Genomic DNA, 22,579 nt, shown 5'->3' with positions numbered 1-22,579 from the left:
GCCGTGTCTCGACCACGGCAGCACCCGTCGGGAGTGGGCCCGTGGCTACTTGCCGCCCACGCAGAAGACCGTGCACATCGAGGTGCAGACACAGGTCTTGCTGGCCTGGCAGGTCACTCGGGTGCAGACGGTGCGGGTGGCGATCCCCGAGATGGACGGCGGGGGCGCCTGCTCACCGGCGGGGCCGGCAGGGGCGGAGATACGGGCGTCCAGGTCGAATGCGTCAGACATGTCTTTCCTTTCCTCATTCCGTCCGGCGAATGGAATCGCCGGGGCTCCGGAGTTTTTCCGGCGCCAGGGAAATCATGTCGAGCTCCTTGCGTCCTTTCCATTGGCCGTGGCGACAGTATTCGCCGTGGACCCGGATCCCGAACGGGCAGCGTTTCCGGAACTCTTTACGGACCGAGCCGGCTCCCGGCGTCCGCGCGTTGTGTGGAGAACACGTACGAAGCCAGGCAGACGGTCAGGCGTGAGGAGAGTTCGAGTTTCTCCATGACCGCGGCGACATGTGCGCGCACGGTCCGTTCGGTCACGTGCAGCCGCCGGGCCATCGACTCGTTGGAGAGCCCTTCGGCGAGCAGGAGGAAGGTCTCCTGTTCGCGCGGGGTGAGCCGGCCGACCCGTTCCAGGGCCGGTGTCCAGTGCGGTGCGCCCGGCGCGCGGGCGCCGGCGGTCGCGTGGGGTGCGGTGGGCGTGCGGGGCGTGGTGGGGCTCACGGTGCTGCGACGCTCCTGTCTGCGGCGGGCCGGCCGAGCGGCCGCGTGAGGTGGTCGGTGGTCAGCCTGCGATAGAACGGATTCTCGGCGAGCAACTGTTCGTGTGTGCCCTCGGCGCCGACCCGGCCGTCGTCGAGGACGACGATCCGGTCGGCCGCCCGGACGGTGGACATGCGGTGGGCGACGACGAGCAGGGCGCGTTCCTGGGAGATGTCCCGCAGGGCATCGGTGAGTTCCCGTTCGTTGATGGGGTCGAGTTGCGACGTGGGTTCGTCGAGGAGTACGAGTTCGGGCCGGGGGATCAGTGCGCGGGCGATGGCGACGCGCTGGCGTTCGCCGCCGGAGAGATTGAATCCCCGGTCGCCGACCTCTGTTTCCAGTCCGTTCGCCAGACGTTCCACGAGTTCTTCGAGATTTACCATCCGGAGCGCTTCCCGGATTTCTCTCTCATCCGCCCCGGGTTTCGCGTAGACGAGATTGTCCCGCAGGGTTCCGTACAGCAGGGGCGCGTGTTGCTCGACCAGGCCGATACGGGCCCGGAGGTCGCGCGGATCGACGCCCCTGATGTCGGCGCCGTCGAAGAGGACGTGTCCGCCGTCCGGCTCGTGGAACTTCTCGACGAGCGAGACGATCGTCGTCTTGCCGGCGCCGGACCGGCCCACCAGCGCGATCAGCCCGGTGCGCGGCACGGTGAACGAGACGTCGCGCAGTACCGGACGGTCGTCGTACGCGAAGGAGACCCGGCGCAGTTCGAGGAGCGGGGGCGTGGGCGACGCGGCGGGGCCGGGAAGCGGTACGGGCGTACCGTCCTCCCGGTCCTGCTCGACGGGCAGGCGCAGGACGTCCTCGATCCGTCGGAGCGATCCGAGGCCGCGCTGGATCAGGCTGAGCGCGTTGAAGAGACCGGCGAGCGGCATCACCAGGTAGGTGGCGAACAGCAGGAACGCGACGAGTTCGCTGACGGACATGGAGCCGTCGGAGACCCGGACCGCCCCGATGAGCAGGACGAGGAGGAACGAGCCGTTGACCGCGATCTCCATGGCGGGCCCCACGACGGAGCCGAGCTTCGCGGAGCGGACGCCGGCGGCGTAGGCGGCGTCGATGTCCCCGCCGATGCGTTCGGCCTCCCGGTGTTCGGCGCGGGCGGCCCGTACGGTCCTGATGCCGCCGAGGGCGCGTTCGAGGTCGGCGGTCATGGCACCGACACCGGCGAGGGCCTGTTCGGTGCTGGTCCGGATGCCGGCCATCACGCCCGCGACGAGGACGGCGGCGACCACCAGGGTCCCCGCGACCACGAGGAACATGACGGTGTCGATCCAGAGCATCAGTGCGGCGGCGCCGACTCCGGTGATGGTGACGGTCACGAGCTGGACGAAGCTGCCCGCGACCATGTCCCGCAGCATGGTCGTGTCGGTGCCGACCCGGGAGAGCAGGTCACCGGCGCGCCGGCCGTCGAGTTCCCGGAGGCGGACGAACAACAGCCGCTCGACGAGCCCGCGGCGCAGGCGCCGGACCACGCTCTCGCCGGTCACGTCCAACAGGTACTGACCCGCCGCCTCCAAGGCGGCCTGGACGAGGAAGAGAGCGGCCAGCGTCACGACGAGCGTGGCGACGGCCCGGTCGGCGGAGACCCGGTCGATCAGGCGCATCGTCAGCAGCGGCTGCAGCAGTCCGAGGGCGGTGCCGACGACGGTCAGCGTGAGCGCGGCCCCCACGGTCCGGCCGCTGCCGCGCAGCAGGCGCAGCAGATCACGGATGCCCGGGCGGGCGCCGTCGGCAGGGCTCTTCCCCGGGGGCGCCACGCTCCCGGGGCCGCCCTCGGTTCCCCGGCCGGTTCCGGTCGTCGTGCCGGACGGATCCGAGTGGTCGGTCATGAAGGGCTCCTCTCCTCGCTCCCGGAGCCCACGGTGATCAGCCTCCGGAAGTAGCTCTCGGGCAGTTCCTCGCCCACCGGTCGGCCCTCCGCTTCGACCCAGGCGTGGGCGCCGAAGGGCGGGGCGGCGCGCACGCCGACGCACCACGTGGGCCACTCACCGCGGGCCCGGCAGAGCAGGGCCGTGGCGACCGAGCGCGGCAGGCAACCCTCGCGGCCGGCGCAGAGCGCGCTGACCGTGGTGACGGCCTGCCGGGCCCGGTAGGTCCGGTCGTGGCCGGCCGGGCGGGCCCCGCGGGACACCACGCCGAGCACCTGCGCCAGCCGGGCCGGCGGCAGGAGTAGCAGGGGCCGGCCCACCGCGACGGCCAGGCGGGCTCCGGCGCGCTGGGCGAACGACGTCCCGGTGTGGGTCTCCGGGACCGGATGGAAGCTCATGGGCTGACCAGCCGGGCGTCGCGCAGGGCCGAGAGCAGGGCGCTCACGTCGGCCTGCGCGCGGTCGGCATCGACGTCGAACCGGGCGCACAGGGCATCGGCGATGTCCTTCGCCGCGGTGCCGTCGAGCAGGCCGGCCAGGACCGAGCTGCCGGTGGGGTTGAGCTCCCAGTACTCACCCGTACGGCCGTCGAGCAGGACCTTGCCGTAGTCGGTGTCCACCACGGACACGTCCTCGCGCAGTTTCATGGGTTCCCCTTCAGATGGTGCGGAGCCAGATCTCGCAGGCGAGAGTGGCGTCGAGGCCGCCGTGCCGGAGTTCGGGCGAGGAGGGCCGCAGCGTGATGTCCAGGAGCTTGTCGGCGTCGACCAGCCCGGCCTTGGCGAGCAGCGAGTCCCGCCACAGCTCGGCGAGGCGTTCGCGGTTCTCCCGCAGCCCGTTGGCGGCGTCGGCCGAGGCCTCCCCCTTGGTGGTGCGACGCAGCAGCGCGTCCGGCATACGGCCGCGCATCGCGCGCTTGAGCAGCGGTTTGAACTCCCACGGCGTGGCGCGTTCCTCGGAGCGGACCGACCAGCACGCTTCGACTACACGGTCGTCGAGGAAGGGGCTCGCCAGCGGCAGCCCGCTGTGCTCCGCGACCTGGTGCAGGACACGGGTGGCCCGTGTGCCGTGGTGCAGGGTGTGGATCTCGTTGTGGAGGGCGCGGGTGGTGCCGCGCGGCTGTGCCGTGCGGGCGGCCTCCCGCAGGCTCCGGCGTACGGAGGCGGCGGCGTCGGCGGTGGCCCAGACCGGCAGACGGGGCGGAATGTCCCAGCCGAAGACGTCGGGGCTGTGCGGGGCGGGTCGCGGGGCGCTGACGTCGTCGGCGACATCCGCGAGCCACCGGCCGTAGGGGCGGCTGTCGGCGAGGACGGCCAGGGTCTCGCGCAGCGACCAGCGGTTCTGGGCGCGATAGCCGCGGATGCTGCGCAAGGCCGTGAGGGGACGGGTGGTCAGCAGGTCACGGTGGTGGGCGGGGTGCCCCCACAGGACGTGGTCGCCGCCCATGCCGGTGAGATGGAGGCGCGAGCCGCCGGCGAGGAGCCGGTCGTGGCCGACCAGCTGGCGCGGCTGGTCGAGGATGGTGGGGAGGGGTTCGTCGACGGGTCCGCGCACGTCCAGCAGACCGCTGTAGAAGAGCGGGATCTCGTCGATGTCGAGCAGGATGTGCTCCAGGCCGTCGATTTCGGCGGCCGCGAGTCGGGCCCAGCGCACGTCGTCGTCGCCCGGGTCCCTGCTGGGCATGGTGAGCGCGGGTAACGGTGCGTTGCTCACCCCTGCGGCGAGGGCGCAGACGGTGGTGGAGTCGAGGCCGCCGGAGAGGTCGGCGCTGACGCTTCCGGCGGCGTCCACCCGCAGGCGTACGGCCTCGTCCAGCGCTGTGTGAAGTGCCTCCGCCCCCTCGGCGAGCGGGACCTGTGTCCGCGGGGGCTGCCACCAGCGGACCGTCCGGGGGGCGGAGCGGCCGAAGCGCAGGAGTTCCCCGGGGACGACGGAGTGCACACCGCGCCACAGGGGGACGTCACCCAGCGGGTGCGGGACGGAGTCCAGCAGTCGTAGGGCGAGGACGTCCTCGTCGACGGGCGCGTCGAACAGCCGGGCCAGGACGTCGGCGCGGTTGGCGGCGACGGTGATGCCGTCCTCGGAGGCGTGGAAGAGCCGGCGCATCCCCGAGGCGGTGCCGTGTGCGTGGATCTCGCCGTGTGCCGCGGCGATGACGTGGAAGTCGCCGGGCAGGCGCGCGGTGACTCGGTGGACCGCGCCGGGGTCGCGCACCCCGGCGATGTGCGCGGTGAGTTCGGGTGCGCCGACCGAGGTGTGCCCGATGAGCGCCACGAAGAGTCCTCGGTCGTTGCGGGCCTGGACGGAGGTGGCCCAGTCGCCCCGCACGAACGGTCTTCCCGACGGGTGGGTGAGGGTGCGTTCGCCGCGTGTCCCGAGTCGGGAGGCCACGGCGAGGGCGGCCTCACAGTCCGGAAACAGCGCGAACCATCCCTCGCCGTGGCGTGTCATCGGACTACCAGCCCAGGGGCAGACGGACCTTGGGCTCGTGCGGTCCGCGCTTCAGGAATCCGGTGTCCTTGCGGAAGTCGCCGGCCTTGGACAGCGCCGGAACCTCGTAGACCTTCTTCGCCATGGTTCTCATCCCTTCTCGCGTGGGTTTCTGACGAGACGACCCCGTTTCCCAGGATTCAGGTGGCCGCCTGGAAAGATCCTCGGCGGGTGGCCACCCGCCGCTCAAGGAGCGACCGGTGGCCGCCACGGTCCGCGATCGGGGCGGCCGGCCCGCCCCGAACCTCTCGTAAAGGGCCGCCACCTGGCAGAAAAGGGACCGGAGCGAGAAGGATCCGCCGGTCCGGCCTGCCGGATCAGCCTGGTCTCATTGGGCTGTTGGTCACTCTCCGCATGAGCTTCCTTGGCTCCATCCCGGCCTGCGGCCCCGCACCGCCGGCAGCCCGCGCCGCGCCGCCCTCTCATGGCGGGCGGCCATCCTGGGCATCCGTTCGATGGCGGAGATGATGGCGGCGCGCGGGATTCCCGAGACGTCTGCGAGGTTGACGACCCGCTGGAGTTGGTCGGAGATGTCGTCGAGGCCCACCGGGCCGGAAGCCGGCAGGACGACGGCACCGCGACCGCGCCCGAAATCCACGACGCCCTCGCTGCGCAGCATCCGCAGTGCGCGGAGGATCGTGTTCTTGTTGACGCCGTACTCCTTGCCGAGCTGGTCGGCGGGCGGAAGGTATTCCCCCTGGGGGTAGCGGCCGGCCGCGATGTCCATCCTGAGTTTCGCCCGGATCCGGGCGTAGAGAGGCACTTCGGCGGCACTGCGGTGGCGGTGGATGTTCCCCGTTCCAGAGGTAGTTGACATATGTGTTGCTCCCCCTTCTGGCTCACGTTGTGCTCAAGCACTCGCGCCACGCCGTCGACTCGCCGGGGCGGGCGGGGCGGGGGACGGGGACAGCCGCAGGGACGGCTGCCGCATGGTCGGTGCGGAGCCGATGGCTGCCTTCGTCGTCCCCCGGGTCCGGCATCGACCCATGTCGATTCTTCGGCGGACCGTTCTTTCACGTCGGTTGACGGCCGGTGCAGCCGTACCGTAGTCCGCACCTTGACGCACTTCAACCAGCGTGGCGATAGTGGATGTTGCACCGATTCATGTGAGTGGAAGAACAGGGCTGGCCGAACCAGGGGGGTGGACGCCATGCCAGAGGAACCGGAACACGGGTTCGCCGACAAGCTGAACCGGCTCTTCGAGACCGTCAGACCGGATCCCGACCACGAGTACAGCAACGAACAGGTGGCCACCGCCATCCGGGCCGCCGGGGTGCCGATCTCCCAGAGCTACATCTGGCAGCTGCGCAAGAGCAGAAAGACCAATCCAACCCTGCGTCACCTCCACGCGCTGGCAGGCTTTTTCGGCGTCCCCGCGGCCTATTTCGTGGACGACTCGGCCACCGCGCGCATCGAGGAGCAGCTCTCGGCCCTCGCCTCCGCGCAGGCGCGCCTGCACGAGGCGTCGCAGGGCAGTGACGTGAAGCTGATGGCCATGCGGGCGGGGCAGTTGTCGCAGAAGCACCGCGAACAGGTCATGGACCTGCTGGACGTGGTCTACCGCCTGGAACAGGCCGAGCGCGCTCCGGGTCAGGACGATGGCCTGAATCATCCTGGATCATGATGGTGTGACGCCATTGGATGGAATTTCCAAGCCCCAGGAGATTCACCAGCGGAGTTGGCCCGTGAACGAACGTACGTTGCGCAAACGATGTCGGAGCATCCTCAGGGAACTCGGCGTCACCGCTCCCTTGCGGGTCCCGGAGCTGTGCCGGCTCCTCGGCGAGCACCGCGGACGGCCGATCCGGCTGGTCCCGTACTCGCTGCCCGTCCCCGGCCCGTACGGCCTGTGGATCGCCGGCGCACAGGCGGACTTCATCTTCTATCAGAAGGAGACCAGCCAGGCGCACCAGGACCACATCGTGCTCCACGAGGTCGGGCACATCCTGGCGGACCACAGGAGCGACGAGCCCGAGGACGCCGTCTGGCAGGAGGTGCTGCCGGACCTCTCGATCGAGGTGATCAACCGCGCGCTCCGGCGTACCTCCTACGCCGAGGAAAGGGAGCGGGAGGCGGAACTCGTCGCCACGATCATCCTCGAATGGGCGTCGGTGCTGGACCGGGTCACGCCCCGCGCACCGGGTGACATCTCGGCCCGACGGGTGCACACGGCGCTCTCGGACCGGCAGGGGTGGTTGTGAGCGTGCTGTCCCTGGTGCTCGCCGTCGTTCTGTACGTCTCGCTGCTCTGGACGGGACGCCAGGTCGTACGCGCTCCTTCCGACCGGCTGCTGCGCGCGGTCTTCCTGTGCATCGCCAGTGCGGGTCTCTCCTTCCCGTTCGGCCTGCCCGTGGTCATCCGCCTCGTCGACGGGCTCGCCGGGGACGGCGCCGCGAAGCTGCTGCAGAACCTCTGCCTGCTCGGAGCCGTGTACTTCCTGGGGTGCTTCTTCATCCACTCGGCGTCCGACCCGGCCGCGGCCCGGACGCGGGTGCGGTGGCATGCGGTGCCGTTCGCCGCGACTGCGGTGATCGCCTCGGCAGCCATGGCGGTGACGCCGCACACCGAGCGGGGCCACACGTACGCAACGGCCGACATGACGATCCCCGGTGTCGCGGTCTTCTACCTCTCGGCAGGCGCCTACCTCACGTACGCCCTGGCGGCGGCGCTGTTGTGGACGGTTCGGTACGCGCGGCTGGCGAGCCGGCCGTTGGCGACCGGGCTGCGGACGGTGGCCGCCGCGCTGGCAGGCATGGTGCTGGCCTCGGCGGTACGGGAGTGCGTGACGCTCGTCCGCCTGCTCGACGGCGAGGTGCCCCGCCCGGTGATCACCGGCGCGAAGCTCCTGCTCGACCTCGCGATCCCCCTCTTCGTGGCGGGCGTGGTCTACCCGGGGCTGGTGACGCGCTGGGCCAGCATCCGTCTGTGGTGGCACCACGGCCGCGTCTACCACAGGCTGGCCCCCCTCTGGGAGGCTCTGCACCGCGCGTTCCCGGAAGATGCGCTCGAACGCACCGGGGGCGGTCGCCGCTGGGACGCGCTGAGTCCGCGGGGCGTGCACCGGCGCTACTACCGGCGTGTCATCGAGTGCCGGGACGGGCTCGTCCGGATCAGTCCCTATCTGGCGCTGGAGGCGGCCACGGCCGACGCCGAGGCACCGCTCACGCCCGAGGTGGCGGCGCGCCATCTGAGGACCGCGCTGCGGGCGTACGCCTCCGGAGAGGATGCGCCCTCCCAGGCCGTTCCGGTCGCGCTGCCCGGCGAGGGCGACGACGGCGACGGCGACGGCGGTCTGGAGAGTGACGTACGGCAATTGATCCGGCTCTCCGAAGCCCTGACGGCGCAATTCTGAACGAGGAGGGGCGATGGACACGCTGATCTCGGCCCGGCGGGTGGTGATCGGACCGCACGGCAAGGTCCTGGCGGACGGCGCCGTGCTGGTGCGAAACGGCGTCATCGCGGACACCGGACCGCGCCACGAGGTGGAGTCCCGGGCCCCCGCAGGCCTTCTCCGTCACGACTACCCCGACGGCACGCTGCTGCCGGGGCTCGTCGACGCACACGTCCACCTCGTTCTGGACGCCGGGCCCGATCCGGTCGCGGCGCTGCGGGAGGCGGACGACGCGACGGTGGCCGATGGCGTCGCGCAGCGGGCGCTCGGTCTGCTGAACGCCGGCGTCACCACCGTGCGGGACCTCGGCGACCGGAACGGGCTGGTGACGGAGTTCCGCGACGCCGTCAGGGCGGGACGGTTGCCCGGACCCCGTGTCCTCGCGGCCGGCACTCCCGTGACGGGCCCCGGCGGACACTGCTGGTTCCTGGGCGGAGAGGTGTCCGGCGAGGACGCCGCCAGGGCGCTGGTCCGCCGCAACGTGGCACGGGGCACGGACCTCGTCAAGGTGATGGCCACGGGCGGGGGCATCACCAAGGGCGGGCCGCCGATCTGGGCGCCCCAGTTCACGGCTGAGGAGCTCCGGATCGTCGTGCGGGAGGCGGCGAGTGCCGGCCTCCCGGTGGCGGCGCACGCGCACGGCACCGCGGGCATCGTCGCGGCCGTGCAAGCCGGGGTGAGCACGATCGAGCACTGCACGTGGATCGACCAGGACGGCTTCCGGCTCCTCGACGACGTCGTCGCAGAGATCGCCGCCCGGGGCATCGCGGTCTGTCCGGCGGCCAGCCCCGACTGGCGCGGTTTCGCCGAGCGCTTCGGACACGAGCGCGCGGAGGAGATGTTCGGCGGGATCCGCCGCATGCGCGAGCGCGGGGTGCGGCTGCTCACCGGCACGGACGCGGGCGTGAGCCGGGCGGTCTTCGACGACTTCGTGTCCAGTCTCGAATTCTTCGCCCACCTGGGTTGCACCTCGCAGGAGATCGTCGACCTGGCCACCTGCGAGGCGGCGGAGGCACTCGGGCTGGGCGAGGTCACGGGGCGCCTGATCCCCGGCCTCCGCGCGGACCTCCTGGTCGTCGAGGGTGATCCCCTGAGGGACCTCCAGGCGCTGCGTCGCATTCGGCTGGTGATGGCGGACGGCCGCGTGCACGCATGACGGGCGCGTCACCGTGCCGCTGCCGGTGACCCCCGGTCGGTGCATGAGGGGTCAGCTGACATCCACAGCCAGTCGCGCTTCTTGAAGATGACGTACAGGCTGACGCACACCATGGCCATCAGCAGGATCGCGAAGGGTACCCCGCCGCCCAGTGGAGTTCCGGCATGGTCTCGAAGTTCATGGCGTAGATCGTGCCCACCAACGTGGGGGCGAAGAGGATGGCCGCCCGGGAGGCGATCGCAGGCGGCCCTGGATGAACCGAACAATCAGAGGAAGATCGACAGTTGGCTCGCGGGTAACCCTGGACCCAACTCGTCACGCTCACTCCTCCTGACGACGAACGACGTCGTGGGAAGGTCGTGGGACCGGGGCGACACCGCCGCGCGTGACGTGACCAATGTATGGGCCGTTCTGAGACCCAACCGGGGGTGCCACCGGCCGTTCGTCGTTCTCACTTCCATGCCCACCGACAAGACCCAGCACCCGTAGTGCACACGTGGAGAACTGAGGTAAGGCCCATGACTCGGATTGACGCCACCTCGTGGAGCCGTTCCCTGCGGGCCCTTTTCGGGGAGGGCATGTTCGCGGCCGTGGGGGCGCGGCGGCGCGATGACTGGCGCCTGGACGCACTCGACGTCATGCAGTTGCGGACGGACGATCCGCGTGGCTGGTCGAAGGTTGCCGCGGCACCGGGAGGGGGCGATTATGGCGCCGGCCCGGACAGCCCGTTCAGTGCTGTCACGCCAGGAGACTTCAGCACGGCCTTCCCTGTTTCCAGGAGGGGCACCGAACAAATCCTGGTCACTCTCCAGGGTGAGTGGTTCCAAACAGAGGACATTCCGGATTTCGAGCCGCGAGAGGCAGAGTTGACCTCCCACGCGAGAACGATCACGGAAAGATTTGGAGGGGGCGCGCTATTTTTTACCAATGCGGCGACGGCGCGAGAGAATCCCCATGCCGATATGTTCCGTCGCGAGGGGGCCTATGAGGGCTTCACCAGCCACGTAATGGATTGTGGTGTAATCGCTGTCTCCGCCACGGAAGTCGGCATCTTCTGGGGCTTCACCATCGACTGAGGATCTCCCGTGCGTACCCGTTCTGCCACCTATCCCGACCGTACACATGGAGCGGGCAGATGTTTCCGGCAGCGTGCCAGAAGCATCCTTGGACGAAGGCTGCGGTTCGCCATCTGGTGAAGGTGACGTCCGCGCGGCGGCGCGGCACCCCGGGGATGGGAAGGTTCACGCGGTAGCGGAAGCCCATGTAGTGGTCTGCCGGTTCGCTGACGAAGCGGAGGGCGGGTGTTGCCGCCGGAGTCCGGGCGCCAACATCTTCGACCTGAGGCGGGCGGTGTCTGCCGATCACGACTCCGGTGGGCCGGTCGTCACAGCGCGGATGGTCCACGCGGTGTTGTCGGTGGCGGAAGGCCCCGGTGAGGCAACGCACCGGCACGCGAAGGGAGCTGGCGCCACGCCCTGTGACTCGCTCGGCGAGGCGCTGGAGCGCAGCGCGATCGTCCTGTCGATCTGTCCGCTGAAGACATACGCCCCGATAGCAGTAAGGAGAACAAGCCTTCGGGTAGGGCGTCGGCGCCATCCTGTACCGGTGGACGCACTCCTGCCCAACCAACTGGGCGCTGTAGAAAAGGAGTCCTTCTCCACAGCGCCAGCGGTGATCCGAAAGTTGAATCTCTCCCCGCCTCCTGGGCACATCACGGGGCGGCAGGACGTGGCTTCACCGCCGGCACGCTGGAATACGCCTCCAGAACCTCCGCCACCTCGCGCTCCGTCGCGATCACCGCACCGCTCGGGTTCCTGGACACGATCGCCCGGCGCTGCACCGCATCGGGGCCACCGCCACGCCGGGATGGGCAGCGGCCACCGCTTCCCCGTCCGCTGCGGTGATGTGCCGGTCCTCAGCGTGCGTTGTACCCGCCTGGTCCGGCGCCTGCCGCCTTGACCTGCTTGCGGTAGGCCCCTGGCGGCGATCCGAAGTGTCGTTTGAAAGCTTTGGCGAAGGCGAACTCCGACGTGTACCCCGTGTGCTGCGCGATGGTGCTCAGCGGGGTCGGCGACTGGTGCAGCAATCGCGCCGCGGTGGCCATCCGCCAGTTGGTCAGGTAGGTCAACGGCGGCTCGCCGACCACCGCGGCGAAGCGGCGGGCGAACGCCGCGCGCGACAGCCCGGCGCGGGTGCCCAGCGACTCCACGGTCCAGGGATGGCCGGGATCGTCGTGGATCGCCTTCAGGGCCGGGGCGACTGCCGGGTCGGTCAGCGCGGCCGCCCAACCCCCGGTCCGCTCCTTCGGCAGTTCGGCGTACCACGACCGGAGGATGTACAGCAGCAGCAGATCGATGAGCGCCGTGACGACCGCGTCCGAGCCCGGCTGCGGCGTGTGGAACTCGGCGCACAGCTGATCGACCGCCGAGCGCAGCACCGGGTGGCGGCCCGGAACCGCGGGCAGGTGGATGACCTCCGGCAGATCGCTGAACAGCGGATGCGGGCGATCGATGTCGATCGCGTACGCACCGCACACCAGCACCGTGTGCGGCCCTGGTCCGTCCACGGTGACCTGGCCGATCGGCGAGGAACGGTCCACGCGCTCCGGTACGAAGTCCACCGGATCGCGGTCCGGCACGTCGCACAGGGTGTGTCCGCTGCCGCGCTGCAGGAACACGATGTCGCCCGGTCCGAGCGCGAGCGGTCGGCCGTGCGGTGGCAGCAGGTGGCAGTGCCCTTCCACGACCACGTGGAATCCGGCTCCTGAGATGGGCTGGAACTTTAGGGCCCACGGGGCGTGCGCGTCGGTCCGAGTGACCATCGGGCGTCCCGTGCGCAGGACTTCGAGGGTATCGCTCAGGATGTCCATAGCGTCACTCTAGCGCTTGTGTGGCGAGACGATATGACAGGGAATCGAGATCTTAAGTCATTCACCGTCTCGATGCGGAGACGTACGTTCTTGCCGTGGCGGTTGCCGAACCGCGCACTGCATCGACGAAGGAATGGATCCCATGTCTCTGGCCGGCAAGAAGATCGTGATCATCGGTGGTACCTCCGGCATCGGCTTCGCGGTAGCCCAACAGGCCGCGGTGGCCGGCGCGGACGTCGTGGTCGCCTCCAGCAATCAGGACCGTGTGGACGCCGCGACCAAGCGGTTGGGCGAGCCGGCCGAAGGCCGCCGCCTGGACGTCGCCGACGGCAATGCCATCGCCGCGTTCTTCGAGCAGGTCGGGGAGTTCGACCACCTCGTCTACACCGCGGGCGAATCCCTGCTGATCCAGCCGTTGGCCGACACCACCCCGCAGGAGGCCAGGGCCGTCTTCGAGCGCCGGTTCTGGGGCGCGTTCCTCTCCGCCAAGTACGCTGCACCGCGACTGCGCGCCGGCGGCTCGATCGCTTTCAGCTCCGGCGTCCTCGCGATCCGCCCCCTGTCCGGAACCGCGCTCACGGCAGGTATCACCGGCGGCATCGAGGCCCTGTCCCGGGCACTCGCCGTCGAACTCGCCCCTCTGCGCGTCAACGTGATCCAGCCCGGTGTGATCCGTACCGAGCTGTGGGACGGCAGTGTCCCCGACCCGGAGGCCTTCCTCCAGGACGCCGGGGACGAGCTGCTCACGCGACGTGTCGGCACTGCCGAGGAAGCCGCGGCGGCCTATCTCTTCGTCTTGGCCAACGCCTACGTCACCGGCACCACGCTCGCGATAGACGGCGGCGCGGCACTGGTGTGACATGGGCGCCACACATCACAGCCGACGGAGCAACGCCGTACCGGCGCGGCGCGTTCCTTGCCGCGGCAGTCGACGACGCGAGGCCGGCCAGACGCGCGGATCTGGCCCGAAGCCGGGCCCGGCCTGGAAGCGGATCTTCGAGCAGGTGCAGGCCGAGGCCGACTCGAAGGGCCCTGCCTGGCAAGCCGTAGGGCTACTGACCGGACACCCATTCCTTCCATGGCAGCCCGACTACGCTTGCCATGGTCACGGCCAAGACCGAACGAGGGGGGGTACACCCATGCCGTACGCGATCGGCGCGAAGGTGTAGCTGACCAGAGATGTGCAGGTCACCGCAAACGACACGGCGGCCAGGATCGGCTTCCCCGGTCCGCTGTGCCTGGCCGAGGGCTTGGAGGGCATCGTCACGGGCTCGGCAGAGGAAGCCGGCGGCGTGGCCCAGGACGGGCTCGCGGAATTCGAACGGCGAATCCGCGGGGTCCCGTTCGACGGCCACACGACCGGCCTGATCGACAACCTCCGTCAGCAGGTCGTCCGCCACGGAGGGTTCGACGCCGGAGTCGGCGCTCAGATCAGATACAGGGTGCGCTTCGAGAACGGGTTCGTCCTGGGCGGTGTCGAAGAAGGCTGGCTGACCGAAGCCTGAGTACCTGCCACATCGCCCCCGCCGGCTCGGCGGGGGCGATGTGGTCTGTGAAGCCGGTTCTCACCAGCCTCGCCTCGCCCGAAATGGCGGACGGGAGCCGGCGAAGAAGCCGCACCGGCCACCGTGCCGGTGTGCTCCTCCTCAGCCCGGGTAAATGATCGAGCCCAGCGGCGGACAGGGCATGAGCACCGTGCCGACGCCGGGGCGTTCGACGAAAGCCCGGACCTCGGCGGCCCGCAGGCGCCGGGAATCCAACTCCTCGGCGTGGGCGGGGGGCCCCCGGGGGCCGGCGGCGGGCCCCCCCGGGGGGGGGGGGGGCGCGGCGCGGGGGCGCCCCCCCGCCGGGGATTACGGGACAGCCCTTAGCTTGATCTTTAACCTCTGACGTCGAACGGTGCGTCGAACTCGATCACTCGGTTCGGTAACCGCCGTACGCGGAAGCGGCCTTCGTCTGGATCATGTGCTCCGACCAAGGAAACACTCACATCCAGCGCGAAGGCCGTGGGCATGAGTCTGCTGCATCACGATGCCCGGCAAGAGGCATTGACGGAACTGTCACGCTTCCGAGGCGAGTTCTACTCCTGCCTGACCGCTCGTTCGGACGCGTTGTTCGAGCTGGCCGACGCGGTCTTGTGCGGCGACGGGCCGGTGAGGTCACTGGCTGAACTGTCTCTGGTGGGCGAATCCCGCCGCGGCCACGGAGGGCTCTACGCCGCCGTGGCCCGCGGCGGGGTGGAAGCGGACCGCCTGAGGCGTGCGCTGGCGGCGGTTCCGCTGCCTCGGGCAGCCGACGGGCGGCTGGTCCTGGCCGTGGACGTGACCTGCTGGCTGCGGCCGGACGCGCACACCTCACCGGAACGGATCCTGTGCCACACCTACGGTCGGGGCAAGGACCAGCACATCCCCGTTCCCGGCTGGCCGTACTCGATCGTCTGCGCGCTTGAGCCCGGCCGTAGTTCGTGGACCGCGCCCCTGGACGCGCTCCGCCTGGCGCCCGGGGACGACACGGCCACCGTCACCGCCCGGCAGCTGCGTGAACTCATCGAACGACTCATCGCGGCTGGCCAGTGGCAGGCCGGCGACCTGCATATCCTCGTCATCGCGGACGCAGGCTACGACGCACCCCGTCTGGCCCACCTGCTACGGGATCTACCGGTCCAGGTTCTGGCCCGAATGCGCTCGGACCGCGTCCTGCGCAGGGCCACTCCGCCCCGGCAGCCGCACACCATGGGGCGCCCGCCCCGGCACGGCGGCGAGTTCGTCTTCGGCCAGGGAGACACCTGGGGCACCCCGGACGCCGAGACCGTCACCGACACCCGCCTCTACGGCACGGCCCAGGCACGCTCCTGGGACCGCCTCCACCCCAAACTGACCCACCGCTCTTCCTGGGCCACCGACGACGGCACCCTCCCGGTCATCGAAGGGACCGTCATCCGCCTCGACATCGACCGGCTGCCCAGTGGAGCAACCCCTAAGCCGGTCTGGCTGTGGTGGTCCGGCACTGATGCCGACCCCGCCGACGTCGACCGGCTCTGGCAGGCTTACCTGCGGCGCTTCGACATCGAGCACACCTTCCGCCTGTTCAAGCAGACCCTCGGCTGGACCTCGCCGAAGATCCGCACGCCCGAAGCGGCGGACCGCTGGACCTGGCTGATCCTCGCCGCATACACCCAGCTCAGGCTCGCCCGGCCACTGGCAGCTGACCTGCGCCGCCCCTGGGAGAAACCCGCACCCGTCGAACGCCTCACACCCGCCCGCGTCCGCCGGGACTTCCGGCACATCCGCCCGAAGACCGCCTGCCCAGCCGGTGCACCGAAACCCTCGCACCCCGGCCCCGGCAGGCCACCAGGCCGCAAGAACACCCGACCCACACCCCGCTACGACGTGCACACAGTCCGCAAACCCGACACCACGAAACCGAAAACGAAGAAGTCGACGACCCCTCGCCCACGCCGCACGGGTTAAAGATCAAGCTAGTGGAGGCGGGCACGGAGTGCGGTGAGCGTCGGGTGCGGGGGCTCGGGCGGCGGTTCGGGCGGTTGTGGGCCGCGTACGCCGTCAGCGCGTTCGGCACCTCACTCGGCTTTGGCGCGTTTCCGCTGATGGCGATCCTCGTACTGGACTCCGGGCCGGCCCAGATGGCGGCGCTGTCCGCGGCCGGGCGCGTGCTGGGGGCGGTGCTGGCGGTGCCGCTCGGTCCTTGGGCGGAACGGCGCCGCAAACGGCCGGTCATGGTCGGGACGGACCTGATCCGCCCGTCACCGGCGCCCGCACCGCGATCGCGGTCGCCGGAGTCCTTCTCCTGGCCACCCCGCTGCTGCTGCCACGCGGAAGGTGACTGTCCTGTGGCGCAAGGCAATGCGTGACCAGGGGTGCCGTTCACGCTCCCGCTGTGGGCCGCGCGGATCCTGCTGCTGCCCGCGCTGCCGTACGTGTGCGCCGATGCGCGGGCTTGAACGCCAAGAATGGCGCAACTCGGCCTTGCTGAAAGTTACCTGACGGTACGTCTGGTCCGGGCGTCGCAGGGTTGGCACGATCTGGTGATCACATGCCCTGCCTGCGACGCAAGGAGAGTACCGGCGCGATGGAGAACGCAAGGGTCCTGATATCCGGAGCCGGAATCGCCGGTACCGCGCTGGCCTACTGGCTCCGCGCCCACGGTTTCCGGCCGACCGTGGTGGAGCGGGCCCCTGCGATCCGCGACGGCGGCTACAAGGTCGACATCCGCGGAGCGGCCCTGGACGTGGTGACCCGGATGGGGCTGCGGGAGGAGATCCGCAAGCTGCGTACGGACGTACGGGGCGGCTCGATCGTCAACGCCGCCGGCAAACGCGTGGCGAGCATGGACGGGGACACCTTCGGCGGCCGGCGGCAGGAGGACGCCGAGATCCTGCGCGGCGACCTCAACCGCCTGCTCCACGAGTCGGCCGCGGGGGAGGTCGAGTACCTTTTCGACGACGCCGTCGCCGCCGTCGACAACGGCGAAGCGCACGCGAGGGTGACCTTCGAGAGCGGGCGCGTGGAGGACTACGACCTCGTCGTCGGCGCGGACGGGCTGCACTCCGCCACCCGCGCGATGGTGTTCGGCGACGAGGCGCGGTTCGTCCACGACCTCGGCCACTACGTCTGCGTCTTCGGCGTACCCAACCACCTCGGGCTCGACCGGTGGGAGCTCACCTACGTGGGCCCCGGCCGCACCGCGCTCACCTACAGCACGGCCCGGGACGACGGAGCCAAGGCCATGTTCCTCTTCGCCTCCGCGCCGCTGGAGTACGACCGGCGCGACCGGGCCCGCCAGCAGCGGCTGCTCGCCGAGGCCTACGCCGCCGAAGGCTGGGAGGTGCCCCGGCTGCTCGACGGCATGGACGGGGCCGCGGACTTCTACTTCGACTCGCTCAGCCAGGTCCGGATGGACCGTTGGTCCACCGGCCGGGTCGTGCTGCTCGGCGACGCCGCCTACTGCGCCTCGCCCGCGTCGGGGCAGGGCACCAGCCTCGCCCTGGTCGGCGCGTACGTCCTGGCCGGCGAGCTCGCGGAGGCAGGCGGACGGCACTGCGCCGCACTGGCCGCGTACGAGCGGGAGATGCGGCCGTTCGTCGAGCGGAACCAGAAGCTCGGGCCCGCCAACGTGAAGCGGATGGTGCTGCGCAGCGCCGGGCAGGTGCGGATGTCCATGGCGGTGCTGTCGCTGCTGGGCCGCCTGCCGGGCAGGGACCGGCTCATGGCCAAGGCCGTCGAGCCGATCCACCGGGCCGCCACCGCCATCACCCTCAAGCAGTACTGAAGCGGGTCACGGGGCATGAAGGCCAGGTCGGACGGGTGCGCGGAGGCGCTCGACGCCCGGCGCCGAGGCGGCCGGCCGGTCGAGGGCCCCGCATGACTTTGCTCGGTTTCGGAACGGCGCGGGGCTTTCGCACATCAGAAACAGGGGGTGTCCTGTCGGTCGGGGCGGATCACCCCCTGGGGATGTACAGCCGTTCTGCCCCCGGGGCAGTCATGACCGTTCGGAGCGAAGTCCGTGCACCAGTACCCGCAGCGCCCGCGGCCTGATGAGCAGCCGTCGTACCAGGAGTACCCGCCCGAGGAGCGGTACCAGGGCCCCCAGGACTTCCCCGGGTACCCGGGCCCGCCGCAGCGGCACCCGAACCGGCAGCCGTACGGCGAGCAGCCCGCCGCCCGGACCCCGGAGCCGGGGCGCTCCCGGCGCCGCACATGGATCGGCGCGACGGTGGCCCTCGTGCTCCTGCTCGGCGGCGGCGGGTTCGCCGCCTGGAAGCTCGACCGGTTCTCCGGCAACGGCAAGGACGTGAGCTTCGGGAAGAACACCTCACCCCCGGCCACGGGCACGACGGACGCGAACGCCCCCGCGACCGCCGCCACGCCCTCCGGCGACCCGGACGTGGCTCTGCCGACCGGTCCCAAGTCCGGCTTCAAGCAGACCGCCAAGCTCGACGACGGCACGGTCATCGCCAAGGCCCGCCTCGCCGGCGCGAAGTCCGGCTTCGAGGGCGACGTATGGGTGTGGGCCCCCAAGGAGTACGACGACCCGAAGTACGCCAGGAGCGGCTTCCCGGTCCTCATCGCGCTCCCCGGCGGCAACGGTTTCCCGGACAACTACTGGGCCGACCGGAGCCTCGGCCTCCAGAAGGCCATCAGCGAGGGCGCCAAGGCCGGCACCAGCCTGCCGTTCGTCGTGATCATGCCGGTGCTCAACCCCGACGCCAAGTACTACTACGACGGCTCCGACATCCCCGGCCAGGCCAGGATGGGCACGTGGATCGCCGAGGACGTCCCGGACTTCGTCAAGGCCAACTTCCGTACGTACAAGTCCCGTGACGGCTGGGCCTTCATGGGGTCCTCTTCCGGCGCCTTCGTCGGCATGAAGACCGTCCTGCAGTACCCGGACCGGTTCAAGGCCGTGATCGCCAGCGGCGGCGAGATCGTTCCGGACTCCCCGCTGTGGAAGGGCCACCAGGCGGAGATGGACGCGAACAATCCGGAGAAGCTCGCCCAGAAGCTGATCGACACCAAGGGCCCCGAGGTCTACATCAACTTCCAGATCGGCACCAAGGAGAGCGGTAAGGAGCGGATGACGAAGTTCCAGCAGCAGTACGGCAAGGGACCGGTCAAGATGACCATCCGCGACATCCAGAACGGTGAGCACAACGGCTGGCACTACGTCCGGGGCATGAAGGAAGGCTCTCTGGAGTGGGTCAGCAAGGTCCTGAAGGGGCCGAAGCCCGAAGCCGGCTGACCGGCCCGGCCGCTGCGTCCCGGCCGGCCGCGTGGCGCTCGCCACGTCACCCCCGTCCCAGGCAACCCATCCCGTCGTTCATACCTCTGTAAAGGGTGTAAGGGGGACCGATCGGTCCGACCCGCGCTCCTGGTGGGCGCCGGAGAAGGAACGGGACAACAACCGTGCAGCAAGACCAGCAAGGCGACGGCAGCCCTGTGACCGAGGGCGGCCGTCGCCCCCATCGCCTGCGCATGATTCTGATCAGCGGCGGCCTCGCGCTCACCCTGGCCGGGGGCGCAACCGCGGCGTACCGGTACGGCCTCTTCTCGGACGTAGGGGATCCGGTCGCCTTCGGCAAGACCCAGGAGAAGGCCGGCGCGGCCGCCGACGTGCCGCCCGAGGTGCAGATGCCGACCGGGCCGAAGGCCTCGTTCGTCCGCACCTCCCGGCTGCCGGACGGCACCCAGATCGGCCGCACCACCCTCACCGGCAAGAAGTCCGGTTTCACGGGTGACGTGTGGGTGTGGGTGCCCAAGGAGTACGACGACCCGAGGTACGCCAAGAGCGGCTTCCCGGTGCTGATCTCCCTGCCCGGCGGGCGCGGCTACCCCACCAATTACTGGGGTACGGGTCCCGGGCTCGGCCTCCAGGCGGCCGTGAGCGACGGGGTCAAGGCGGGCACCAGCCTGCCCTTCATCCTGATCATGCCGGTGCACAACGCCGACACCAAGCACCACTTCGACGCCTCGGACATCCCCGGCCGGCCCAAGATGGGCACCTGGATGGTCGAAGACATCCCGGATTTCACGAAGGCCAATTTCCGGACCTTCACCTCCCGCGACGGCTGGGCCTTCATGGGCTCCTCCGCAGGCGGATTCGGAGCCTTCAAGCACGTCCTCAAGCACCCCGACCGGTTCAAGGCGGCCATCGCGAGCGGGGTCGACATCGTCCCCGACTCCCCGCTGTGGCAGGGGAACCAGCAGGCCATGGACGCCGACAACCCGGAGAAGCTCGCCGCCAAGCTGATCGCGGCGGGCGGTCCGGACGTCTACATCAACTTCCAGATCGGCACCGCGGAGAGCGGCCGCGAGAAGGCCGAGAAGTTCATGAACGACTTCGGCAAGGGCCCCGTGCACACTTCGCTGCAGGTGATCCAGGATGGTGAGCACAACGGGAAGTCGTACGTGCGCGGTATGAGGGAGGGCTCCCTGGAGTGGATCAGCAAGGTGATGAAGGCACCGACACCCGATCCCGGCGTGCGATGAGCACGGTGGTGAAGGGGGCGTCGGCGGCCGCCGCGGCGGGGATCGTGGCGGTGTTCGCCGTCGCGTTCCTCAAGGTGCCCGGCGAGCGGCCGGTGCTCCCCTTCCCCACCGTCGGAGTACTCATGGCGGGCGGCGAGCACTGGTGCACGGCGAGCGTCGTCGACAGCCCCGAGGGCAACGTCGTCGCCACCGCCGCGCACTGCGTGGCCCCGGCGGGCGAGGACGGGCAGCCGGGCGAGCTGGCCCACGACGGCCTGGCCATCGGCGAGCTCTCCTTCGCCCCCGCCTTCTCCGGCGAGGGCGCCGGCACCCAGCCGCTGGGTGTGTGGAAGGTCAAGTCGATCCACGTGGACGACCGCTGGACGAAGTGGGGCGAGGACACCGCCGACTTCGCCTTCCTCACCATCGAGCGGGACGAGGACGGGCGCAGCGTCCAGGACGCGGTCGGCGGCGGCGCCGAGGCCCCGAAGCCCGAGTGGACCTCGGGGTACGAGCGGGACGTGACCGTCGTCGGCTACCCGGAGTCGGAGCGCAACCCGGAGAACAGGCCCGTCTCCTGCACCACCCAGACCCGCCACGACGAGGACGACCCCGACATGCTCTACATGAGCTGCGCCGGGTTCTGGACGGGGACCAGCGGCAGCCCCTGGATCGCCGACCGGGGCGGCCCGGACCGGGCGGGACGGCTGATCGGGGTGCTGAGCGGCGGGGACACGGATGTGGACTCCACGGCCGCGCTGTTCGACGAGCACGCGAAGGCCCTGTACGAGCGGGCCCGGCGGGGCTGAGCGCGCCAGCGCCGCCGCTGCCGCTACCTCCTGCGCTCGGTACTGACGATCACGCCCACCGCCACGACGACGATCGCACCGCCGACCATGATCGGCCAGGTCAGGGCCTCGTCGAGGATCAGCGTGCCGAGCGCCACGGCGACCACCGGATTGACGTACGCGTACGTGGACACGAGCGACAGCGGAGCGGCCTGCAGCAGCCACACGTACGCCGTGAAGCCGACGAGCGAGCCGACGACCGTCAGATAGGCCAGGGCCAGCCAGGAGGCGGTGGAGAACGCCGCCGGGTCCAGGCCGCGGTGCTCGCCGCGCAGCAGGCCGACGACCACGGCGGCGACCCCGCCCGCGAACATCTGGTAGGCGCTGCCCGTGAAGGGGTTGGCCGGCAGCTTCAGCCGCGGCGCCGAGAACGAGCCCAGCGACCACAGGACCGAAGCCGCCACGACCATCAGCACCCCCGACAGCCGCACCGCGCCGCTGAGCCCGGGACTGGTCAGCACCGCGAGCCCGGCGAGACCCACCAGAACCCCGGCCAGGGTGCGCGGCGGGGGCCGGTCCCCGGTGCTCGCCCGGAGCACCACCACCCACATCGGCACCGCCGCCACCAGCAGCGCGGCAAGGCCCGAGGGCACCGAGGTCTCGGCGAGGACCACGAGGCCGTTCCCGCCGAGAACCAGCAGCAGGCCGACCAGGGCCGCCGAGCCGAGCTGCGCGCGGGTGGCCCGCAGCGCGGCTGGACCGTACCGCCAGGCGACGACGGCGGCCAGCAGCAGGCCGGCGGTGATGAACCGGGCTCCGGCGGAGAGGAAGGGCGGCATGGTCTCGACGACGATCCGGATGCCGAGGTAGGTCGAGCCCCAGACCACGTAGACGAGGGCGAGCGCGGCCCAGACCGCGCCCGAGATCCCCCCGAGAGGGGTGGTGGCCGCCCCGGTGGCCCCGCCGTCGACCGAAGTTGAGGTGCTCATGCTCGGATCCTAGGGTCGTTGGCCCATGCATGCTTCCGGATTTCTCAGCCCTTGAGCAGGCCGTTCAGCTCGCCGTAGGGCAGGGAGTGGGCGAGCGCCCCGTAGGTGCCCTCCGAGATCAGCTCCTCGGCGGCGCGGCGCACCACGGCGTAAGCGGCTTCGGCCACCCAGGAGCCGAGGCTGACGCGGGAGACGCCGAGGGCGCCGAAGGCGGCGACGGTCGGGGCGTCCGGGCCGAGCAGGATGTTGAGGGGCGCGTCGATGCCCTTGGCCAGCTCGGCGA

At 70.5% G+C, this 22,579-nt stretch carries 25 protein-coding genes and 2 pseudogenes; 14 read left to right on the top strand and 13 right to left on the bottom strand.

Going from position 1 to position 22,579, the window contains the following annotated elements:
* Positions 1-45 precede the first annotated feature (45 nt).
* From ACWGIU_RS04575 to ACWGIU_RS04540, 8 genes are all read right to left on the bottom strand, one after another.
* Positions 46-231: an FDLD family class I lanthipeptide gene (locus tag ACWGIU_RS04575; RefSeq protein WP_453702359.1), complete on the bottom strand. Its 186-nt coding sequence runs from the start codon at positions 229-231 to the stop codon at positions 46-48.
* Between the two features lie 164 nt (positions 232-395).
* Positions 396-716: a response regulator transcription factor gene (locus ACWGIU_RS04570; RefSeq protein ID WP_453702357.1), complete on the bottom strand. Its 321-nt coding sequence runs from the start codon at positions 714-716 to the stop codon at positions 396-398.
* The gene (locus tag ACWGIU_RS04565; RefSeq protein WP_453702355.1) at positions 713-2,590 is read right to left on the bottom strand and encodes an ABC transporter ATP-binding protein; all 1,878 of its coding nucleotides are present in this window, start codon (positions 2,588-2,590) and stop codon (positions 713-715) included. Before ACWGIU_RS04565 ends, ACWGIU_RS04570 begins: the two co-directional genes overlap by 4 nt.
* Complete coding sequence (locus ACWGIU_RS04560) at positions 2,587-3,027, bottom strand: lasso peptide biosynthesis B2 protein (RefSeq protein WP_453702353.1); 441 nt, start codon at positions 3,025-3,027, stop codon at positions 2,587-2,589. Before ACWGIU_RS04560 ends, ACWGIU_RS04565 begins: the two co-directional genes overlap by 4 nt.
* Complete coding sequence (locus tag ACWGIU_RS04555; protein WP_453702351.1) at positions 3,024-3,275, bottom strand: lasso peptide biosynthesis PqqD family chaperone; 252 nt, start codon at positions 3,273-3,275, stop codon at positions 3,024-3,026. Before ACWGIU_RS04555 ends, ACWGIU_RS04560 begins: the two co-directional genes overlap by 4 nt.
* 10 nt (positions 3,276-3,285) lie before the next feature.
* Positions 3,286-5,079: an asparagine synthase-related protein gene (locus ACWGIU_RS04550; protein WP_453702349.1), complete on the bottom strand. Its 1,794-nt coding sequence runs from the start codon at positions 5,077-5,079 to the stop codon at positions 3,286-3,288.
* A gap of 4 nt (positions 5,080-5,083) precedes the next feature.
* On the bottom strand, positions 5,084-5,203 hold the full coding sequence (locus tag ACWGIU_RS04545) for a keywimysin-related RiPP (protein WP_107069644.1): 120 nt from the start codon (positions 5,201-5,203) through the stop codon (positions 5,084-5,086).
* A gap of 258 nt (positions 5,204-5,461) precedes the next feature.
* On the bottom strand, positions 5,462-5,935 hold the full coding sequence (locus ACWGIU_RS04540; RefSeq protein ID WP_453702347.1) for a GntR family transcriptional regulator: 474 nt from the start codon (positions 5,933-5,935) through the stop codon (positions 5,462-5,464).
* Between the two features lie 333 nt (positions 5,936-6,268).
* Here ACWGIU_RS04540 and ACWGIU_RS04535 point away from each other — a divergent pair, with 333 nt between their 5' ends.
* From ACWGIU_RS04535 to ACWGIU_RS04520, 4 genes are all read left to right on the top strand, one after another.
* Positions 6,269-6,742 carry a helix-turn-helix domain-containing protein gene (locus ACWGIU_RS04535; RefSeq protein WP_453702345.1) on the top strand — a complete coding sequence of 158 codons (474 nt, stop codon included), beginning with the start codon at positions 6,269-6,271 and terminating at the stop codon, positions 6,740-6,742.
* A 61-nt stretch (positions 6,743-6,803) separates the two neighbouring features.
* Complete coding sequence (locus ACWGIU_RS04530) at positions 6,804-7,319, top strand: hypothetical protein (protein ID WP_453702344.1); 516 nt, start codon at positions 6,804-6,806, stop codon at positions 7,317-7,319.
* On the top strand, positions 7,316-8,470 hold the full coding sequence (locus tag ACWGIU_RS04525; RefSeq protein WP_453702342.1) for an MAB_1171c family putative transporter: 1,155 nt from the start codon (positions 7,316-7,318) through the stop codon (positions 8,468-8,470). Before ACWGIU_RS04530 ends, ACWGIU_RS04525 begins: the two co-directional genes overlap by 4 nt.
* Positions 8,471-8,483: 13 nt before the next feature.
* Positions 8,484-9,665: an amidohydrolase family protein gene (locus ACWGIU_RS04520; protein ID WP_453702340.1), complete on the top strand. Its 1,182-nt coding sequence runs from the start codon at positions 8,484-8,486 to the stop codon at positions 9,663-9,665.
* 8 nt (positions 9,666-9,673) lie between these two features.
* Here the strand turns inward: ACWGIU_RS04520 and ACWGIU_RS04515 are convergent.
* Positions 9,674-9,903: pseudogene (locus tag ACWGIU_RS04515) on the bottom strand (CorA family divalent cation transporter); the annotation flags it as partial.
* A gap of 11 nt (positions 9,904-9,914) precedes the next feature.
* Here ACWGIU_RS04515 and ACWGIU_RS04510 point away from each other — a divergent pair.
* On the top strand, positions 9,915-10,154 hold the full coding sequence (locus ACWGIU_RS04510) for an RNase A-like domain-containing protein (RefSeq protein ID WP_453702363.1): 240 nt from the start codon (positions 9,915-9,917) through the stop codon (positions 10,152-10,154).
* A gap of 89 nt (positions 10,155-10,243) precedes the next feature.
* Complete coding sequence (locus tag ACWGIU_RS04505) at positions 10,244-10,741, top strand: hypothetical protein (protein ID WP_453702338.1); 498 nt, start codon at positions 10,244-10,246, stop codon at positions 10,739-10,741.
* On the opposite strand, the gene ACWGIU_RS04500 is transcribed toward ACWGIU_RS04505, so the two are convergent.
* On the bottom strand, positions 10,728-10,928 hold the full coding sequence (locus ACWGIU_RS04500; RefSeq protein ID WP_453702361.1) for a hypothetical protein: 201 nt from the start codon (positions 10,926-10,928) through the stop codon (positions 10,728-10,730). The genes ACWGIU_RS04505 and ACWGIU_RS04500 overlap by 14 nt on opposite strands.
* A 652-nt stretch (positions 10,929-11,580) precedes the next feature.
* Complete coding sequence (locus tag ACWGIU_RS04495; protein WP_453702336.1) at positions 11,581-12,534, bottom strand: AraC family transcriptional regulator; 954 nt, start codon at positions 12,532-12,534, stop codon at positions 11,581-11,583.
* 142 nt (positions 12,535-12,676) lie between these two features.
* On the opposite strand from ACWGIU_RS04495, the gene ACWGIU_RS04490 reads away from it, so the two are divergent.
* From ACWGIU_RS04490 to ACWGIU_RS04455, 8 genes and pseudogenes are all read left to right on the top strand, one after another.
* A complete protein-coding gene (locus ACWGIU_RS04490) occupies positions 12,677-13,393 on the top strand; it encodes an SDR family oxidoreductase (protein WP_453702334.1) in 717 nt (238 codons plus the stop codon).
* Positions 13,394-13,715: 322 nt separating this feature from the next.
* The gene (locus ACWGIU_RS04485) at positions 13,716-14,039 is read left to right on the top strand and encodes a hypothetical protein (protein WP_453702332.1); all 324 of its coding nucleotides are present in this window, start codon (positions 13,716-13,718) and stop codon (positions 14,037-14,039) included.
* Positions 14,040-14,546: 507 nt separating this feature from the next.
* Positions 14,547-16,004 (top strand): NF041680 family putative transposase, encoded by a 1,458-nt coding sequence (locus ACWGIU_RS04480; protein ID WP_453702330.1) that lies wholly within the window; start codon positions 14,547-14,549, stop codon positions 16,002-16,004.
* Positions 16,005-16,048: 44 nt separating this feature from the next.
* Positions 16,049-16,294 (top strand): annotated as a pseudogene (locus ACWGIU_RS04475) (MFS transporter); the annotation flags it as partial.
* A 329-nt stretch (positions 16,295-16,623) separates the two neighbouring features.
* Positions 16,624-17,823: an FAD-dependent monooxygenase gene (locus tag ACWGIU_RS04470; RefSeq protein WP_453702328.1), complete on the top strand. Its 1,200-nt coding sequence runs from the start codon at positions 16,624-16,626 to the stop codon at positions 17,821-17,823.
* Between the two features lie 234 nt (positions 17,824-18,057).
* Positions 18,058-19,293: an alpha/beta hydrolase gene (locus ACWGIU_RS04465; RefSeq protein ID WP_453702326.1), complete on the top strand. Its 1,236-nt coding sequence runs from the start codon at positions 18,058-18,060 to the stop codon at positions 19,291-19,293.
* Positions 19,294-19,526: 233 nt separating this feature from the next.
* Positions 19,527-20,540 (top strand): alpha/beta hydrolase, encoded by a 1,014-nt coding sequence (locus ACWGIU_RS04460; protein ID WP_453702324.1) that lies wholly within the window; start codon positions 19,527-19,529, stop codon positions 20,538-20,540.
* Complete coding sequence (locus ACWGIU_RS04455) at positions 20,537-21,328, top strand: trypsin-like serine peptidase (protein ID WP_453702322.1); 792 nt, start codon at positions 20,537-20,539, stop codon at positions 21,326-21,328. The genes ACWGIU_RS04460 and ACWGIU_RS04455 overlap by 4 nt, the downstream gene beginning before the upstream one ends.
* Positions 21,329-21,351: 23 nt before the next feature.
* On the opposite strand, the gene ACWGIU_RS04450 is transcribed toward ACWGIU_RS04455, so the two are convergent.
* Entirely contained in the window at positions 21,352-22,296 is a 945-nt protein-coding gene (locus tag ACWGIU_RS04450) for an EamA family transporter (RefSeq protein WP_453702320.1), read from the bottom strand.
* A 44-nt stretch (positions 22,297-22,340) separates the two neighbouring features.
* A partial coding sequence (locus ACWGIU_RS04445; protein WP_453702318.1) for an isocitrate lyase/phosphoenolpyruvate mutase family protein occupies positions 22,341-22,579 on the bottom strand: 239 nt, incomplete at its 5' end.

Source organism: Streptomyces sp. NPDC054840 (assembly GCF_053611065.1).
The sequence above is the reverse complement of the archived record's forward strand: the minus strand, read 5'-3'. Positions and strand labels throughout refer to the sequence as shown.